General features: G+C 64.6%; 14 protein-coding genes and 1 pseudogene. 5 read left to right on the top strand and 10 right to left on the bottom strand.

Annotated elements, in window-relative coordinates:
• Positions 1-10 precede the first annotated feature (10 nt).
• A complete protein-coding gene (locus tag AFIC_RS01810; protein WP_275247492.1) occupies positions 11-208 on the bottom strand; it encodes a hypothetical protein in 198 nt (65 codons plus the stop codon).
• A gap of 353 nt (positions 209-561) precedes the next feature.
• On the opposite strand from AFIC_RS01810, the gene AFIC_RS01815 reads away from it, so the two are divergent.
• Positions 562-2,310 carry an EAL domain-containing protein gene (locus AFIC_RS01815; protein ID WP_420833356.1) on the top strand — a complete coding sequence of 583 codons (1,749 nt, stop codon included), beginning with the start codon at positions 562-564 and terminating at the stop codon, positions 2,308-2,310.
• A gap of 60 nt (positions 2,311-2,370) precedes the next feature.
• Here AFIC_RS01815 and phaR read toward each other — a convergent pair whose 3' ends face one another.
• Positions 2,371-2,973 carry a polyhydroxyalkanoate synthesis repressor PhaR gene (gene phaR, locus AFIC_RS01820; protein WP_275247493.1) on the bottom strand — a complete coding sequence of 201 codons (603 nt, stop codon included), beginning with the start codon at positions 2,971-2,973 and terminating at the stop codon, positions 2,371-2,373.
• 280 nt (positions 2,974-3,253) lie between these two features.
• Here phaR and AFIC_RS01825 point away from each other — a divergent pair, with 280 nt between their 5' ends.
• The 3 genes from AFIC_RS01825 (at position 3,254) to yddG (ending at position 6,236) form a co-directional block, all read left to right on the top strand.
• Positions 3,254-4,432 carry an acetyl-CoA C-acetyltransferase gene (locus AFIC_RS01825; RefSeq protein ID WP_275247494.1) on the top strand — a complete coding sequence of 393 codons (1,179 nt, stop codon included), beginning with the start codon at positions 3,254-3,256 and terminating at the stop codon, positions 4,430-4,432.
• A 146-nt stretch (positions 4,433-4,578) separates the two neighbouring features.
• Positions 4,579-5,304, top strand: a complete 726-nt coding sequence (gene phbB / locus AFIC_RS01830) for an acetoacetyl-CoA reductase (RefSeq protein ID WP_275247495.1) — start codon at positions 4,579-4,581, stop codon at positions 5,302-5,304.
• Between the two features lie 59 nt (positions 5,305-5,363).
• On the top strand, positions 5,364-6,236 hold the full coding sequence (gene yddG, locus AFIC_RS01835) for an aromatic amino acid exporter YddG (RefSeq protein WP_275247496.1): 873 nt from the start codon (positions 5,364-5,366) through the stop codon (positions 6,234-6,236).
• Between the two features lie 3 nt (positions 6,237-6,239).
• On the opposite strand, the gene AFIC_RS01840 is transcribed toward yddG, so the two are convergent.
• Positions 6,240-6,683 (bottom strand): cupin domain-containing protein, encoded by a 444-nt coding sequence (locus AFIC_RS01840; RefSeq protein ID WP_275247497.1) that lies wholly within the window; start codon positions 6,681-6,683, stop codon positions 6,240-6,242.
• Complete coding sequence (gene gloB / locus AFIC_RS01845; protein WP_275247498.1) at positions 6,683-7,450, bottom strand: hydroxyacylglutathione hydrolase; 768 nt, start codon at positions 7,448-7,450, stop codon at positions 6,683-6,685. Before gloB ends, AFIC_RS01840 begins: the two co-directional genes overlap by 1 nt.
• 113 nt (positions 7,451-7,563) lie before the next feature.
• On the opposite strand from gloB, the gene AFIC_RS01850 reads away from it, so the two are divergent.
• The gene (locus AFIC_RS01850) at positions 7,564-8,307 is read left to right on the top strand and encodes a class I SAM-dependent methyltransferase (protein WP_275247499.1); all 744 of its coding nucleotides are present in this window, start codon (positions 7,564-7,566) and stop codon (positions 8,305-8,307) included.
• A 15-nt stretch (positions 8,308-8,322) separates the two neighbouring features.
• On the opposite strand, the gene AFIC_RS01855 is transcribed toward AFIC_RS01850, so the two are convergent.
• The 6 genes and pseudogenes from AFIC_RS01855 to AFIC_RS01880 all read right to left on the bottom strand — a co-directional run bounded on the left by AFIC_RS01855 (position 8,323) and on the right by AFIC_RS01880 (position 15,829).
• A complete protein-coding gene (locus AFIC_RS01855) occupies positions 8,323-9,012 on the bottom strand; it encodes a DUF4167 domain-containing protein (protein ID WP_275247500.1) in 690 nt (229 codons plus the stop codon).
• Between the two features lie 473 nt (positions 9,013-9,485).
• A complete protein-coding gene (prmC, locus tag AFIC_RS01860; protein WP_275247501.1) occupies positions 9,486-10,364 on the bottom strand; it encodes a peptide chain release factor N(5)-glutamine methyltransferase in 879 nt (292 codons plus the stop codon).
• The gene (prfA, locus tag AFIC_RS01865) at positions 10,361-11,443 is read right to left on the bottom strand and encodes a peptide chain release factor 1 (protein ID WP_275248608.1); all 1,083 of its coding nucleotides are present in this window, start codon (positions 11,441-11,443) and stop codon (positions 10,361-10,363) included. Before prfA ends, prmC begins: the two co-directional genes overlap by 4 nt.
• Positions 11,444-11,488: 45 nt before the next feature.
• Positions 11,489-13,758 (bottom strand): annotated as a pseudogene (gene ptsP, locus AFIC_RS01870) (phosphoenolpyruvate--protein phosphotransferase).
• Positions 13,759-13,875: 117 nt separating this feature from the next.
• Positions 13,876-14,556, bottom strand: coding sequence for a MarC family protein (locus AFIC_RS01875; protein WP_275247502.1), 681 nt, complete (start codon positions 14,554-14,556; stop codon positions 13,876-13,878).
• Positions 14,557-14,572: 16 nt separating this feature from the next.
• Complete coding sequence (locus AFIC_RS01880; RefSeq protein ID WP_275247503.1) at positions 14,573-15,829, bottom strand: aspartate kinase; 1,257 nt, start codon at positions 15,827-15,829, stop codon at positions 14,573-14,575.
• Positions 15,830-15,959 lie beyond the last annotated feature (130 nt).

The following is a 15,959-nucleotide window of genomic DNA, read 5'->3' on the forward strand; positions in this document are numbered from 1 at the left end:
TCTCACAAAATCAGGCGATGTCGTTGAACCGCGATCTGCCCGATGCGCGCGGCTGGACCGCGACGCGCGTTGCGGCGTAGCGCGCCATGCCGTCGCTCGCGGTGGTCTGCCGCAGTCTGCGGGTTTGCGGAGCGAGGGCTGCGGTCGCGATCAGATGCATCACGAAGGATGGATCGGGGCGCAGCCTTGGGCTTTGTGACCGGCTCATGGACTGCACCGGGGCAACGGGCACCAGTTCCGTCGCTGCGGGCGATGTCTCAGGCGCCTTGGCATGGGAACCGCTCTCAAGCGGCTGCGCCGCCAGTCCTTGTCCGGGTGAAATTGCCGATATCATCGCCGCCATTCCGGTGCGCCATCTGTCCCGGTATGGGACAGCCACGGTGCTTCGGTGCAGACGTCGCAAGGATTATGCCGGGCATGGCGGCAACGTCTTACCCTTTGCGGGATCGCCGGAAATCCGCGCTTTTTTGAATTGTTTAGGGACCGCGACCTAGTGTGGCGGTGCATTCACGCTCTATGCTTCCGAACGAATGATTCGAGTCTGTCCCGGATCGAGGCACAGTGTCCGCAATTCAAGAATCTTCCGCGATATCCCTTCCAGAGACGGCTCCCGGCCGCCTCGAAGAATCATCCGTGGACACGGTTCTGGCATGTCTGGGGCAGGCGGCCTTCACCTGGGATATGGCAAGCGACGCGCTGTCGTGGAGCGCGAATATCCATGAGGTCCTGCCCGATGTGCCATCGGACGCGATGGAGCTGGGGGCGGAATTCGCCAAGCTGATCGAACCGCAGCCGCATCTGCGCCGCGAGGCGGTGATGCATGGCTCGGCGCAGGATTTGGGACAGGGTGTTTCCTATCAGATCGAATATGGGCTGCGCGCGCGGCTGTCGGCGCCGGTCGTCTGGATCGAGGAAACCGGCCGCTGGTTCGCGGGCGCCGATGGAAAGCCGGCTTATGTGCGGGGCATCCTGCGCATCAACAACGAGCGGCATGCCCACGAAGAACAGTTGCGCAAACTTTCGCAGCGCGATCCGCTGACCGGCGATCTCAACCGCACTCATCTCGCCGCAGCGCTTGCGGAGGCCGTGGAAGAAGCCGCGCGCTTCCGCTCCTCCTTCGCCTTCATGCTGATCGGCATCGACCATCTGGCCCGCCTCAACGAGGCGTTCGGCTTCGATGTCGCCGACGAGGTGATCTGCGAGGTGTCGCGGCGGATTCGCGCCCGGCTGCGCGGCGGCGACGTGCTGGGCCGGTTTTCCGGCAACAAGTTCGGATTGATCCTGAAGAACTGCACCGCCGACGACATGCAGGTAGCGGCCGAGCGTTTTCTCGCGGGTATCCGCGACGAGATCGTGCCGACCGCCTCCGGGCCGGTGTCGCTGACGGCCTCGATCGGTGCGGTCAACGCGCCGCGTTATGCCCGCACGGCGGAAGAAGCCATGAGCCGGACACAGGAGGCGCTGGAGACGGCGAAGCGCCGCCGCCGCGGTTCGTTCCATGCATGGCATCCGAATGTCGAGCGCGATGCGCAGCGCCGGGTCAATATTCGCGTCACCGACGAGATCGTGGCCGCCTTGAATGAGCACCGCATCGTCATGGCATTCGAGCCGGTGGTTGAGGCGGTCTCACGCCAGCCCGCGTTCTACGAATGTCTGGTGCGGATGCGGCATGGCGAAGGCGAATTTTCGCTGGCGCCCGACATCGTCCCGGTGGCCGAGAAGCTCGGTCTCATTCGCCTTGTCGATCATCGCGTGCTCGAACTTGTGGTGGAGGAGCTTGCGCGGTCGCCGCAGGTGCAGCTCAGCCTCAACATTTCGCCCGACACCACGATGGACCCGAACTGGTGGGCAAGCATCGAGTCCCTGTTCCGCGCCTATCCCGGCGTGGCGGAGCGCATGATCGTGGAAATCACCGAGACGATTGCGATCCAGGACATCGACGATTTGCGCGGCTTCGTGAATCGGTTGAAGGATTTCGGCAGCCGCATCGCGATCGATGATTTCGGCGCGGGTTACACGTCGTTCCGGAATTTGCGCAAGCTCGGCGTCGATATCGTGAAAATCGACGGCGCCTTCGTGCAGAACATCGCGCGCTCGGCGGACGACCGCGCCTTCGTGCAGACCATGATCGATCTGGCGCATCGGCTCGGGCTCAAGACCGTTGCCGAATGGGTGCAGGACGAGGAAGCCGCCAGGTTCCTGCGAATCTGGGGTTGCGACTACATTCAGGGCCGGCTGACCGGCCTTGCCTCGACACAACGGCCGTGGGATCTGGTTGCCGCCCCGCATCCTGTCGCGGACGTGCGATAAGCGGCGGCCCAAGGAAAAAGGCCGGGATGGCCCGGCCTTTTCGCTGAACTTCTGAAAATCTCAGTTGCTATCGCCGGAGGGCTTCGACATCCGCTCCAGCCGCTCCTGCATTTCCCTCATCTGGCGCTTCAACTCGTCGATGTCGTCGTTGTCGGCGGGCTCGGTGCCGGGCGCGGGCGCCTGCGTCTCCGCGCCGTTGCGTGTCGCGGGCGCCGCGAACGGCTTGAACATCGCGAAGGTCCGCTCGAACATTTCCATGTTGCGACGGACGTGTTCCTCAAGCGGCGCGAACGGCGTGCCGCTGAAGGTGTTGGTCATCTGCTTGCGGAATTTTTCCTGCTCGCGGGTCAGCGTGTCGATCGATTGCTCGAGATATTTCGGCACCACCATCTGCATGCTGTCGCCATAGAACCGGATCAGCTGGCGCAGGAAGGTGGTCGGCAGCAAATTCTGCCCCGCCTTGTTTTCCTGCTCGAAAATGATCTGGGCCAGAACCGAGCGGGTGATGTCGTCGCCGGTCTTGGCATCGTAGACGAGAAAATCCTCGCCCTCCTTGACCATGCTGGCGAGGTCTTCGAGCGTCACATAGGTGCTGGTGCCGGTATTGTAGAGTCGCCGGTTGGCGTATTTCTTGATCGTAATGGGCTGGTCGGATTTCGCCATGAATTCACGCCGCAGAATTGAGGAGACAGGAACTCTCGCACGGCAAATAGTGCGATGCAGAAAGTAAGCACGTTCAGCCGGGCTCGGCTACCGTTTTGTGAACGGCAGGTTAACGGCCAGCGCGGGTCCACAGCGGCCCATTCTCGACGAAAGTAGAGAGGTGATGTCTGGCCGTTTGGCTGGAAAGGGTTAAGTTAATCTGCCCCGGCATCGCCCATGCCGGTTCAACCAGGCCCTGCGCTTCATCAAGCCTCGCGCTTCAATGTCAAGGAGATGTCCCATGTCAGACGATGTCGTCATCGTCAGCGCCGCCCGCACTCCGGTCGGCTCCTTCAACGGCGCTTTCGCCACCGTGCCGGCGCATGAACTTGGCGCGATCGCGATCAAGGGCGCTCTCGAGCGCGCCGGCGTCGATCCCTCGCAGGTCTCGGAAGTCATCATGGGCCAGATACTGACGGCGGGACAGGGCCAGAATCCGGCGCGTCAGGCCTCGATCAAGGCCGGAATTCCGGTGGGAAGCCCGGCCTGGGGTGTCAACCAGCTCTGCGGCTCGGGTCTGCGGGCGGTCGCGCTCGGCTATCAGGCGCTGAAGAACGGCGATTCCGAGATCGTCGTGGCCGGTGGTCAGGAATCCATGAGCATGGCCCCGCATGCGCAATATCTGCGCGGCGGCGTGAAGATGGGCAACACCGAGCTCGTGGACACGATGATCAAGGACGGCCTGTGGGACGCATTCAACGGTTACCATATGGGCAACACCGCCGAGAACGTCGCCAAGCAGTACCAGATCACGCGCCAGCAGCAGGACGAGTTCGCGGTTGCCTCGCAGCAGAAGGCCGAGGCCGCGCAGAAGGCCGGACGCTTCAAGGACGAGATCGTCCCTTTCATCGTCAAGACCCGCAAGGGCGACATCACCGTCGATACCGACGAATATCCCCGCCATGGCGCGACTCTGGAGGCCATGGCGAAACTGCGTCCGGCCTTCGACAAGGAGGGGTCCGTCACCGCGGGCAACGCATCCGGCATCAATGATGGCGCTGCCGCCATCGTACTGATGACGGCCTCGCGGGCCGCGAAGGAAGGCAAAAAGCCTCTGGCGCGCATCGTCTCCTGGGCGCAGGCCGGTGTCGATCCCGCGATCATGGGCACCGGGCCGATTCCGGCGTCCCGCCGCGCGCTGGAGAAAGCCGGATGGAAAGCCGATGATCTCGACCTGATCGAGGCCAATGAGGCGTTCGCCGCGCAGGCCTGCGCCGTCAACAAGGACCTCGGCTGGGATACCTCGAAGGTCAACGTCAATGGCGGCGCCATTGCGATCGGTCATCCGGTCGGCGCGTCCGGCGCGCGTGTCCTGATCACCCTGCTGTACGAGATGCAGAAGCGCGACGCCAAGAAGGGGCTCGCGACGCTGTGCATCGGCGGCGGCATGGGCATCGCGATGTGCGTGGAACGCGATTGATCTGGTATACACAGAACAACGCATTGATACCTGACGATGCGCGGAATGCCCGGTTTAAAGCCGGGCATTCTTTTTTGGTTTGACGTTTGATCGTGAAACTGTCGTGATGGATGACTAGTGCAACGATAAAGAACGAGGAGGATGTCATGACTCGCACGGCATTGGTGACAGGCGGTACCCGCGGCATCGGAGCGGCTATCAGCAAGGCGCTGAAGGGCGCGGGCTACAATGTCGCAGCGAGTTATGCGGGCAACGACGAAGCCGCCGCGAAGTTCAAGGCCGAGACCGGCATCGCCGTCTACAAATGGGATGTGGCCTCGTTCGATGCCTGCGCCGAAGGCGTCAAGAAGGTCGAGGCGGAGGTCGGTCCGGTCGATGTGCTGGTCAACAATGCCGGCATCACGCGCGACACGCCGTTCCACAAGATGACGCTGGATCAGTGGAATGCCGTCATCAACACCAACCTCGGCTCATTGTTCAACATGTCGCGTCAGGTGATCGAGGGCATGCGCGCGCGCAAGTTTGGCCGCATCATCAACATCTCCTCCATCAACGGCCAGAAGGGGCAGTTCGGCCAGGTGAATTATTCGGCCTCGAAGGCAGGCGATATCGGTTTCACCAAGGCGCTGGCGCTGGAGACGGCGCGCGGCGGCATCACCGTGAATGCCATCTGCCCCGGCTACATCAACACCGAGATGGTGCAGGCGGTGCCGAAGGATGTGCTGGAGCAGAAGATCCTGCCGCTGATCCCCGCCAACCGGCTCGGCGAACCGGAGGAGATCGCGCGCGCCGTGGTGTTTCTGGCGGCGGACGATTCGGCCTTCATCACCGGCTCGACGCTTTCGGTGAATGGCGGACAATATCTGGCCTGATGATGGCGTGCACCGGCGGCATCGCTGATTGAGTTGCGGCGATGCCGCCTGTGTGACCCATGCGATCTTCCACCGCGACCCTGATCGGCCTTGTGGCGTTGCTGCTGTGGTCCGCGCTCGCCGCGCTGACAGTCGCGACGGGAGCGATCCCCGCATTTCAGTTGCTGGCGGTGACGTTCGCGATTGGCGCGCTCGCGGGCATGGCGGGCTGGCTGTTCCGGCCCGCCGCGATGGCCGCCCTGCGCCAGCGGCCGGTGGTTTGGCTCGTCGGCGTGGCCGGACTGTTCGGCTATCACGCGCTGTATTTTCTGGCATTGCGCTTCGCGCCCGCGGCGGAAGCGGGGCTGCTGAACTATCTGTGGCCGCTGCTGATCGTGTTGCTGTCGTCGTGGCTGCCGGGTGAGCGGCTTGCCTTGCATCACATCGTCGGCGCGCTGCTCGGCTTTGCGGGCGTGGTGATGCTGTTCGGCGGCGATTTGTCGGGCGCGTTTCAGGGGCGGTATGCACCGGGATTCCTTGCGGCTCTCTGCGCGGCTTTTGTCTGGGCGAGCTATTCGGTGCTGTCGCGCAAATTCGGCGCGGTGCCGACCGATGTGGTGACGGGCTTCTGCATCGCGACCGCCGTGCTGGCCGCTTTGGTGCATTTCACTTTCGAGCCAACAGTGATGCCGCAGACCGCGACGCAATGGATGGCGATCGCAGCACTTGGCATCGGGCCGGTGGGACTTGCGTTCTATGCGTGGGATATCGGCATGAAGCGCGGCGACATCCGCCTGCTGGGCGCTGCGTCCTACGCGACGCCGCTGTTATCGACGCTGCTGCTGATTGTCGGGGGCTATGCCGAGCCGACATCGTCGCTCTGGCTCGCGGCGCTTCTCATCGCGGGCGGCGGGCTGCTTGCGGCGAAGGATGCGTTTCGCGCGAAGCGTTGATGTTCAAATCGTGCGTGCCGGATCGAAGTCCGGCGGTGCCAGCTCGAAGCCGGAATATTCAAACCCCGGGGCGACGGTGCAGCCGACCAGCGTCCATGCGCCAAGGCAGCGTGCCGCCTGCCAGGCGTGCGACGGCACGATGGCCTGCGGAATTTCGCCCGCGGCAAGGTCGCCGCCGAGCGTGATGTCGTGCCGCACATTATCCCCGGCGATGCTGAGGATCAGCGGGTCGCCCGCATAATAGTGCCATGTCTCGACCGCATCGACGCGATGCCAGTGCGACCGTTCGCCCGCCGCCAGCAGGAAGTAGATCGCGGTGGAGCGCGCGCGGCCATCCGGCGTGGCGGCCATGTCGCGAAAGGTCTCGCGGAAATGGCCGCCTTCCGGGTGCGGGGCAAGGCCGAGGCGGGCGATCATTTCGGCGGCGGTGAGCGGCGTGCGGCTCATCACGCGCGGTTCTTGCGCTCGCGGATTTCGCCGAACACCTCCGCCGGCGTCTTGCCGCTCATGCCGAGCGAAGCCGCGACGGCGGGCACGTCGGCGCGCAGGAATACATTGGCTTCCTTCTCGTCGCGCATCAGCGAGGGAATGGTGAGTTTGTTTTCCGCTCGCAGCCGGGTCACTTCGTCCGCGCGCTTCTTCAGCGCCGGATTGTTAGGTTCGATGCCGAGCGCGAACTTGACGTTGGAGGCGGTGTATTCATGGCCGCAATAGACGCGGGTATCGTTCGGCAGCGCGCGCAGCTTCAACAGCGAGTCCCACATCATCGGATAGGTGCCCTCGATGACGCGGCCGCAGCCGATGGAAAAGATCGTGTCGGCGCAGAACAGCGCATGCGCCTCGTCGAACATGTAGCTGATGTGATCGAGCGTGTGACCGGGCGTCTCGAATACCCGCGCGGTGAGATTGCCGACCTTCACCGTGTCGCCTTCCTTGACGTGAATATCGAGCCCGTCGATATGCGCGCGCTTCTCATAGGGGCCGACGACGCGACATTTGTATTTGGCCTTCAGCTCCGCGATGCCGTCGGTGTGGTCGGCGTGATGATGAGTGATGAGAAGGTCCGTGAGTGTCCAGCCCTCGCGCTCCAGCGCGGCGATGATCGGCTTGGCTTCCGGCGCGTCGATGGCCGCGGTCGCCTTGGTTGAGGGATCGTGAATGAGATAACCGATATTGTCGCTCAGGCACGGGAATACGCGGATTTCAGCAGCCATGGTCGCTCCGGCAATTTCAAGGTTAACCGTGTCTAGCATGCCGCAGGGGAGGGGTTAACCCTGCATTCCCGCCGCAGGCTTATGCAAGCGCCGTCGGCGTGGTAAGAAATTGCATGACCATCGATGTCATCGATCTTCGCGGGTTCTATTCGCAGCGCGTCGGCGCGGTGGCGCGGCGTCTGATCAGCCGCGGCATCGCACGGCACTGGCCCGATGCGGAAGGCCAGCGCGTGCTCGGCCTCGGCTACGCGACGCCTTACCTCGGCCTGTTCCGCGACAATTGCGAACGCTGCTTCGCGTTCATGCCGGCCGCGCAGGGCGTGCTGAAATGGCCGACGGCGCGGCCGACGCTGTCGACATTGGTCGATGAATTCTCGCTGCCGCTGCCGGATGCGGCGGTGGATCGCATCCTGCTGGTGCACGCGCTGGAGATGTCGGACGATCCGGACAGTTTCATGCGCGAGGTGTGGCGGGTGCTCGCGCCGTCGGGCCGGATCATGATGGTGATTCCGAATCGCCGTGGCGTCTGGGCGCGCGGCGACAACACGCCGTTCGGGCACGGCCAGCCTTATTCGCGCAGCCAGCTCACGCAATTGCTGCGGCGAACGTGGTTCACGCCGATCGCGTGGAGCGAGGCGTTGTTCGTACCGCCGATCGACAGCGGATGGATGCTGCGCTCGGCGATGGCGTGGGAAAAAATGAGCGCGGCGCTGTCGTCGCCGTTTCCGGGCGTGCTGCTGGTCGAGGCGACGAAGCAGGTCTATCGCGGCATTCCCGCAAAGCGCGAACGCACGCGCCTCATTCCGGCGCTGGAGCCCGCGCTGGTGCCGAGGCCGCTGCGACGGCAGCGGCCTTGATCGTTTGTAAAAGAATTACTCGCTGGCGAGATCGCCGTCCGGCTGCATCGAGCCGGCAGCCTGCGTCTCGGGACGCGGGCCGCGCGGGCGACGGCGGCGATGGGCGAAGCGCTCGCCCTGCGGCGCGCCGGTGCCATTGGATTCGAAGTTTGCCGCCGGTTGCGCCGCGCCGCCGGTGATGAACGACGGCAGCCCGGCTGCGCCGCTATCGGGCTGTGCCTGCGGCTGGCGGTTCTCGCGCGGCTCGCGATATTCACGCGGCTGCGGCTGTTCGCGCTGCTGCGGATAGGGCTGCGCCTGCTCGCGCGGCGCGAACTGCTGCGGCTGCGGAGCGAAGCCCGGCTCGGCTCCGAAATTCGAATAATTGTCATCCTCGCCGGCGTCGTCGCCGAGATCGTTATCGAGGCGCGGCTGTTGCTGCGGCTGGTTCTGACGGAGTTGTTCCTGCGCGGCGGCGATCAGGCGGAAGTAATGCTCGGCGTGCTGGTAATAGTTCTCGGCTGCGACCGGATCGCCCGAGGAGCGCGCGTCGCGTGCCAGCTGAACGTATTTTTCGGCGATATGAGATGCGGTGCCGCGGATCTTGATGTCAGGCCCGTTGGACTCGAACACCCGTGTCATCGGGTTCTGGCTGCGGCGGTTGTTATGGTTGTTGTTATTGTTGCGACCGCGCATACGCTTGTTGTTGTTCTGACCGTTCCTCATGTCGTGCCTTTTACCGATCCTTGATGGTGTTGATCGAAATGGAGCAATTCCGCGTCTGGTCCGGACTCGATGACGAGGCACCGTTGAGCATAATTCGGACATATCGCCCGGCGTTCAGCGGCACATAGCGTCTGCAAGCCATGTAACTGTATGGCCATGGCGCGCCGCCATGGCGGGTTGACCTCAATTCCTGCCCTGAGCGTGAAGCGGGCAGTTGCCGATGTCATGGTTGAATGTTCAAGCCTAAACAGCTTTCATTTGCTGGAAGCAGGCAGCGCGGCTCTCTCGCCCTTCGCGCCCAAATCAATCCGCTTTCGGAACCCCTGTCCGGCGGTCCTCTGTTTCCCGAAAGAGTTCCTCGAGGACCTTGCCCTTCCATCCGCCGCGCGGAACCGGAGGGCCAACCGATATGACCGGAACCTAATCGCTCTTAAGCCAATCGCCAAGTGATTTTTTTATGTCCGGAAACCCCTTTAAAACAAGGGTTTCCTCCCTATGACAGCCCTCGGAATCCCGCTCAGGTCGGCTTTTGCGGAGACCCCCGCATCGGGCCCGGCACCGGCCATCAGGCGGGCCACATCGCTCTCCTGACCCTGTCCGATTTCAAGGACGACAACGCCGCCGGGCGCCAGAAGTTCAAAGGCCGCGGGCGCGATCACGCGATAGGCATCGAGTCCGTCGGGGCCGCCATCCAGCGCAAGGCGCGGATCGTGCGCGCGCACCTCGATCGCGAGACCGTCGATGTCGCGCGAGGGAATATAGGGCGGGTTCGAGACGATGAGGTCGAACGGTCCGCGCAAGGCGTCGGCGTAATTGCACTCGATGAAGCGCGCGCGCCCGTTCAGGCCGAGTGCGACGGCATTTTGTGCAGCCATATTCAGTGCGTCGGGGTTGATGTCGGTGCCGATGCCGAGCGCGTTCGGCAGTTCGGACAGAAGTGCGAGCAGGATCGCGCCCGAGCCGGTGCCGATGTCGGCGATACGCAGCGCGTCGTTCAGGCGCCCGTCCTGTTTCAGCAAGGCAAGCGCCGCCTCGACGATGGTTTCGGTGTCGGGACGCGGCACCAGCGTCGCGGAGGACAATGCGAAAGAAAGTCCCCAGAATTCCTTGCGGCCCAGAATTCGCGCAACTGGCTCTCCGGCGATCCGGCGCTGTATGCGGGACTCGAGCGCTGCGGCTTCATCTGCATTGAGCGTGCGCGCGGCGGCAGCAACCAGCCCGGTAAGATCGAGGTGAAGAACATCGCCCAGCAGGAGCCGCGTATCGAGTTCGGGCGATTCGATTCCGGCATCCTCGAGCTGCGCGCGAATCTCGCGCCGCACCTGATCGAGGCTCAGTCCTGTGAGGCTCACGCGGCCGTCTCGGCGGCTAGCAATGCGGCCTGATGTTCTGTCGTCAGCGCATCGACCAGCTCGCCCAGCGCTTCGCCCGCGATCACCTGCGGCAGTTTGTACAGCGTCAGGTTGATGCGGTGGTCTGTGACGCGGCCCTGCGGAAAATTATAGGTGCGGATGCGCTCGGAACGATCGCCGGAGCCGACCTGCCCGCGCCGGTCGGCCGAGCGTTCGGCGGCGGCGCGCTGGCGTTCGCCGTCGAGCACGCGCGAGCGCAGGATGTTCATCGCGGAAGCGCGGTTTTTGTGCTGCGAGCGGCTGTCCTGCATCATCACGACGATGCCGGTCGGAATGTGGGTGATGCGGATCGCGGATTCGGTCTTGTTGACGTGCTGGCCGCCCGCGCCTTGCGCGCGCATGGTCTCGATCCGCAGATCGCTGTCCTTGATGTCGATATCGACCTCCTCGGCTTCCGGCAGCACGGCCACGGTGGCGGCGGAAGTGTGGATGCGCCCGGACGCTTCGGTGTCCGGAACGCGCTGGACGCGATGCACGCCGGATTCGAATTTGAGTTTCGCGAACGCGCCACGGCCCTGCACTTCGGCGACAATTTCCTTGAAGCCGCCCATGGTGCCTTCGCTCGCCGACATCACCTCGACCTTCCAGCCCTGCAACGCGGCGAAACGCTCGTACATGCGGAACAGGTCGCCCGCGAACAATGATGCCTCGTCGCCCCCCGTACCGGCGCGAATTTCCAGCACGACATTGCGTTCGTCCATCGCGTCCTTCGGCAGCAGCGCGACGCGGATCTCCTGTTCCAGGCTCTCCTGCCTCTCAAGCAGAACGGGTCGTTCGCTCTCCGCCATCGCCCGCATGTCGGCGTCCGTCGCGGGGTCGGCGATCATCGCATCGAGGTCGGCAATCTCCGACGCGCCTGCGCGGTAGGCCTTCACAGCCTCGACCACGGGAGAAATTTCGGCAAGTTCGCGGGTGGCGCGGACGTACGTCTCGGCGCTGACTTGCGCCATCAATTCCGCCTCAAGCGCGGCATGGCGGGCCAGCAGAATATCGAGTTTGGCGTCGGGCAGCATAAGGATGGTCTCACGAAGCAGCGGAAAGGGTGCAGGCGGGCGCGAGCCTCGCTACAACGGCAGACCTTCCGCCTCGCGGCGAACGCCGTCAGCTTCTCGCGAATCGGCACGCGGTCATAGGGCGTGTCGAGCCATGTCGCCATTTCGGCTTCGATTCTGGCGGCGTCGAGTTCGAGGATCAGCGCCTTCACCGGACCATGGGCGGTGGCATTCACCGACATCGAGCGATAGCCGAGCGCGATCAGCGCCAGCGCGCCGAGCGGTTGCGAGGCCATCTCGCCGCACAGCGACACGGATTTCCCGGCTTCCTTGCCCTTGCGTGCGACGTGGCGCAGCGCCCGCAGGATCGGCGCCGACATGGTGTCGAAGCGGTCGGTGACGCGCGCGTTGCCGCGATCCACCGCATAAAGGAACTGGAACAGATCGTTAGAGCCGACCGAGACGAAATCGACGCGCTCGAACAGATCGTCGAGCTGATAGAGCAGCGCGGGGACCTCGATCATGGTGCCGACATCGATGCGCTCGGGCAGCGTGTGACCGTGCTGGCGCAGATAGGTCAGCTCGCGCTCGACCATGGTCTTGGCTTCGTCGAACTCGCGCACCACCGTGACCATCGGAAACATGATGCGCAGCGCGCGGCCTGCGGCGGCGCGAAGAAGCGCGCGAATCTGGCCGCGCAACAGGCCGGGCCTGTCGAGGCCGAGCCGGATCGCGCGCCAGCCGAGTGCCGGGTTCTCCTCGACGATCGTGTCCATGTAGGGCAGCGCCTTGTCGCCGCCGATGTCGAGCGTGCGGAACGTCACCGGCTTGTCGCCGGCGGCATCGAGCACGGTGCGGTACAGCGAGAGCTGCTCGCTGGTGCGCGGCAGGCTGGTCGAGACCATGAACTGCAATTCGGTGCGGAACAGGCCGATTCCGGCCGCGCCCGCATCCTCGATATGCGGCAGGTCGATGACGAGGCCCGCGTTGAGCATCAGTTCGACCGGCTGGCCGTCCTTGGTCCGGCACGGCTTGTCGCGCAGCTCGCGATACTGCTCCTGCCGTCTGGCGCGGAAGCGCACGCGCTCGGCATAGGCCGACTGGATTTCCTGCGAGGGCCGCACATAGATCGAACCGGAGGTGCCATCGACGATGATGGCGTCGCCGGGATCGGCGAGGCCCGGCGCGTTGGCGACTTCGCCGATCGCGGGGATGCCGAGTGCGCGCGCCACGATCGAGACGTGGGAGTTCGCGGTGCCTTCCTCGAGCACGAGACCGCGCAGCTTGTTGCGGTCGTAGTCGAGCAAGGCGGCGGGACCCATCGCGCGCGCGACGAGAATCGCATTGTCGGGCAATTGCTCGCGCGAGGGCGCATGATCGCGGCCGACGAGCTGGCGCATCAGGCGATGGCCGAGATCTTCGAGGTCGTGCAGGCGGTCGCGCAGATAGGGATCGGTGGAGCGCAGCATCCGCGCGCGGGTGTCGGACTGCACGCGCTCGACGGCGGCTTCGGCGGTGAGGCCGGTGGCGACCGCTTCGCGCAGGCGGTGCTGCCAGCCCTGATCGTTGGCGAACATGCGATAGGCTTCGAGCACGTCGCGGTGGTCGCCGCCGTCGGCGACGTCGCCGCGCTCCAGCATATGGTCGAGGTCGGCGCGCAATTTTGTGACGGCGCTGTCGAGCCGCTTGATCTCGCGCGGCACATCCTCGGCGATGTAGTTGGTGATGACGACGCGCGGCTCGTGCAGCACCACATGCCCGAGCGCGATGCCGTCCGACAGGATCGAGCCGGACTTGTGGACCGAGATGCGGGCGGCGGGTTCGGCGCCGGGCGGGGCGAGCGAGGACAGCTCGCCCGAGGCGATCATCTCCGCGAGCACCATCGCGGTGGTCTGGAGCGCCTCGACTTCTTCCTCGACATAGGTGCGCCGCGCGCGGTTCTGCACCACGAGCACGCCGAGCGTGTTACCCGCGCGCAGGATCGGCACGCCGAGGAAGGAGTGGTAGATTTCTTCGCCGGTTTCCGGGCGGTACGAATAGGCCGGGTGGTTCTGGGCGTCGGACAGGTTGAGCGGCTGCGCCTCGCTCGCAACAAGGCCGACGAGACCCTCGTGCGCGTTCAGTACCGTCTTGTGAACGGCGTCTGGGTTGAGGCCCTCGGTGGCGTAGAGCTCGAGGGTGTTGTCCACGCGCAGCACGTAGGTCGAGCAGACCTCCGCCACCATGTTGGCGGCGATCAGCACCACGATCTTGTCGAGGCGGTCCTGCGCGCTGACCTGTTCGGCCATCACTTCGCGCAGCCGCCTTAACAAGACGCGGGGACCTCCCAGCGCGCTGCGCATCCGCTCGTTCCTCGCTTCCGACATGGTTCGGGACGTCACCTTCGCCCTTACAGGCTATAGCGAATTGGGCCTCCCTTTGCCAAGCAAAAGGCCTGCCATTCCGGCGGTATGGAAGGGTTATAGGGACAGGCCCAGCGAGGCGAAGGTGGCGGGAGGGAGGAGGCTGCGCAGGCCGCTCCAGATGATCTGGATGCCGATGCAGAACAGCAGGAATGCCGATAATCGCATCATCACGCTGGTGCCGCGCTCGCCGAGCACGCTGACGATGTTGCTGGCGAAGCGATAGCAGACATAGATCGTCACGGCGACCGCCAGAAGCCCGGCGAGAGCCCCGCCGCCGAGCACGGCGAGCTGGCTGAGGTCGGTCCCGGAGGCGGGCCGCTGGCTGCCCAGCGTGATCGCGACCGAGATCGAACCGGGGCCGACGGTCAGCGGCATGGTGAGGGGATAGAACGCATCGACCGTGCTGCGGGGGCCGGGATGCTCGCGCTCCTCGATGTCGTCGCCCTGGTGCAGAAGCTGCCAGCCGAACGCCGCGACCACGATACCGCCGGCGATGCGGACCACCGGAAGGGTGATGCCGAAGAACACCAGCACATGCGAGCCGATGAACAGCGAGCAGAGCAGGAGAACGAAACTGTTGACCGCGACGCCGCGCGCCAGCGACGGCAGCCGCGCTTTCGGAATGCGGTTGGTCAACCGCAGGAAAATCGGCGCGCCGCCGACCGGATTGACCACGGGAAACAGCGCCGCGTAGACCAGCAGAAACGCATTCACGATCTCTGCGACATTGTTCACGCGGGGCGGCCCTGTGTCAGGTCTTGGCGTCGAGTCCGTAGAGCGTGTGCAGCGTGCGCACCGCAAGCTCGGTGTAGGCGGCGTCGATCAACAGCGAGAACTTGATTTCCGAGGTGGTGATCGCGCGGATGTTGATGTTGCGCTCCGACAGCGCCGCGAAGGCGCGCGCGGCGACGCCCGCGTGGCTGCGCATGCCCACGCCGATCGCCGAGATTTTCGCGACATCGGTCGCGGTATCGACCCGCTCGTAGCCGATTTTGTCCTTGGCTCTGGCGATCACGTCCTGTGCGCGGGTGAAATCCGAGGCCGGCACCGTGAAGGTGAGGTCGGTGAAGCGGCCGTCCTCCGACACGTTCTGAACGATCATGTCGACATTGATGTTGGCGTCGGCCAGCGGTCCGAAGATCGAAGCCGCGACGCCGGGCTTGTCCTGGATGCGGCGCACCGAGATCTGGGCTTCGTCCTTGGAGAAGGCGATGCCGGTGACGACTTGGCTTTCCACGATTTCCTCCTCGCTGCAAATCAGCGTGCCCGGCGGTGTGCCGTGCGGGTCGATATCTTCTGGCTTGTCGAAACTGGAGCGGACGAACACCGGAACGTTGTGCACGAGGCCGAGTTCGACCGAGCGGACTTGCAGAACCTTGGCGCCCTGCGAGGCCATTTCCAGCATTTCCTCGAATGCCACCTTGTCGAGACGCCGCGCCTTCGGCACCACGCGCGGATCGGTGGTGTAGACGCCATCGACGTCGGTATAAATATCGCAACGGTCGGCATGGATCGCGGCCGCGATCGCGACCGCCGAGGTATCGGAGCCGCCGCGGCCGAGCGTGGTGATGCGGCCGGTGTCCTCATGGATGCCCTGGAAGCCGGCGATCACCGCGACTTCCTTGTTCTCCTTGAACCGCTTGATGAGTTCGGCGCCGTCGATGCCGGTAATGCGCGCGGAGGCGTGGGCGTCGCTGGTCTGGATCGGGATCTGCCAGCCCTGCCAGGAGCGGGCCTGAATGCCGAGCGCCTGTAGCGCGATGGCGAGCAGCCCCGACGTCACCTGTTCGCCGGAGGCGACGATGGCGTCGTACTCGCGCGCATCGTGCAAGGCCGAGGTCTGTTGCGCCCAGCCGACCAGTTCATTGGTCTTGCCCGACATCGCCGAGACGACGACGGCGACGTCGTGTCCGGCATCGACCTCGCGTTTGACGTGGCGGGCGACGTTCTGGATACGCTCGATGTTGGCGACGGAGGTGCCGCCGAACTTCATGACAAGGCGGCCCATGGAGTGGCGCAGTCCCGTTATGGTTCAGGATGGAGGATCGGTTCCGCTCAAAACCGCAGCGCCGCTCCGAAAACGCGGCTATACATACCTGCGCCGCCCGGGGCAAGCCATGAGTTCCGGGGGCCGGGAA

It is taken from the genome of [Pseudomonas] carboxydohydrogena (assembly GCF_029030725.1).
Lineage (GTDB): Bacteria > Pseudomonadota > Alphaproteobacteria > Rhizobiales > Xanthobacteraceae > Afipia > Afipia carboxydohydrogena.

What these genes read in the sequence shown, in the direction of transcription:
- AFIC_RS01810 (WP_275247492.1), bottom strand. Translation starts at nt 208, where the DNA reads ATGAGCCGGTCACAAAGCCCAAGGCTGCGCCCCGATCCATCCTTCGTG.
- phaR (WP_275247493.1), bottom strand. Translation starts at nt 2,973, where the DNA reads ATGGCGAAATCCGACCAGCCCATTACGATCAAGAAATACGCCAACCGG.
- AFIC_RS01825 (WP_275247494.1), top strand. Translation starts at nt 3,254, where the DNA reads ATGTCAGACGATGTCGTCATCGTCAGCGCCGCCCGCACTCCGGTCGGC.
- phbB (WP_275247495.1), top strand. Translation starts at nt 4,579, where the DNA reads ATGACTCGCACGGCATTGGTGACAGGCGGTACCCGCGGCATCGGAGCG.
- yddG (WP_275247496.1), top strand. Translation starts at nt 5,364, where the DNA reads ATGCGATCTTCCACCGCGACCCTGATCGGCCTTGTGGCGTTGCTGCTG.
- AFIC_RS01840 (WP_275247497.1), bottom strand. Translation starts at nt 6,683, where the DNA reads ATGAGCCGCACGCCGCTCACCGCCGCCGAAATGATCGCCCGCCTCGGC.
- gloB (WP_275247498.1), bottom strand. Translation starts at nt 7,450, where the DNA reads ATGGCTGCTGAAATCCGCGTATTCCCGTGCCTGAGCGACAATATCGGT.
- AFIC_RS01850 (WP_275247499.1), top strand. Translation starts at nt 7,564, where the DNA reads ATGACCATCGATGTCATCGATCTTCGCGGGTTCTATTCGCAGCGCGTC.
- AFIC_RS01855 (WP_275247500.1), bottom strand. Translation starts at nt 9,012, where the DNA reads ATGAGGAACGGTCAGAACAACAACAAGCGTATGCGCGGTCGCAACAAT.
- AFIC_RS01880 (WP_275247503.1), bottom strand. Translation starts at nt 15,829, where the DNA reads ATGGGCCGCCTTGTCATGAAGTTCGGCGGCACCTCCGTCGCCAACATC.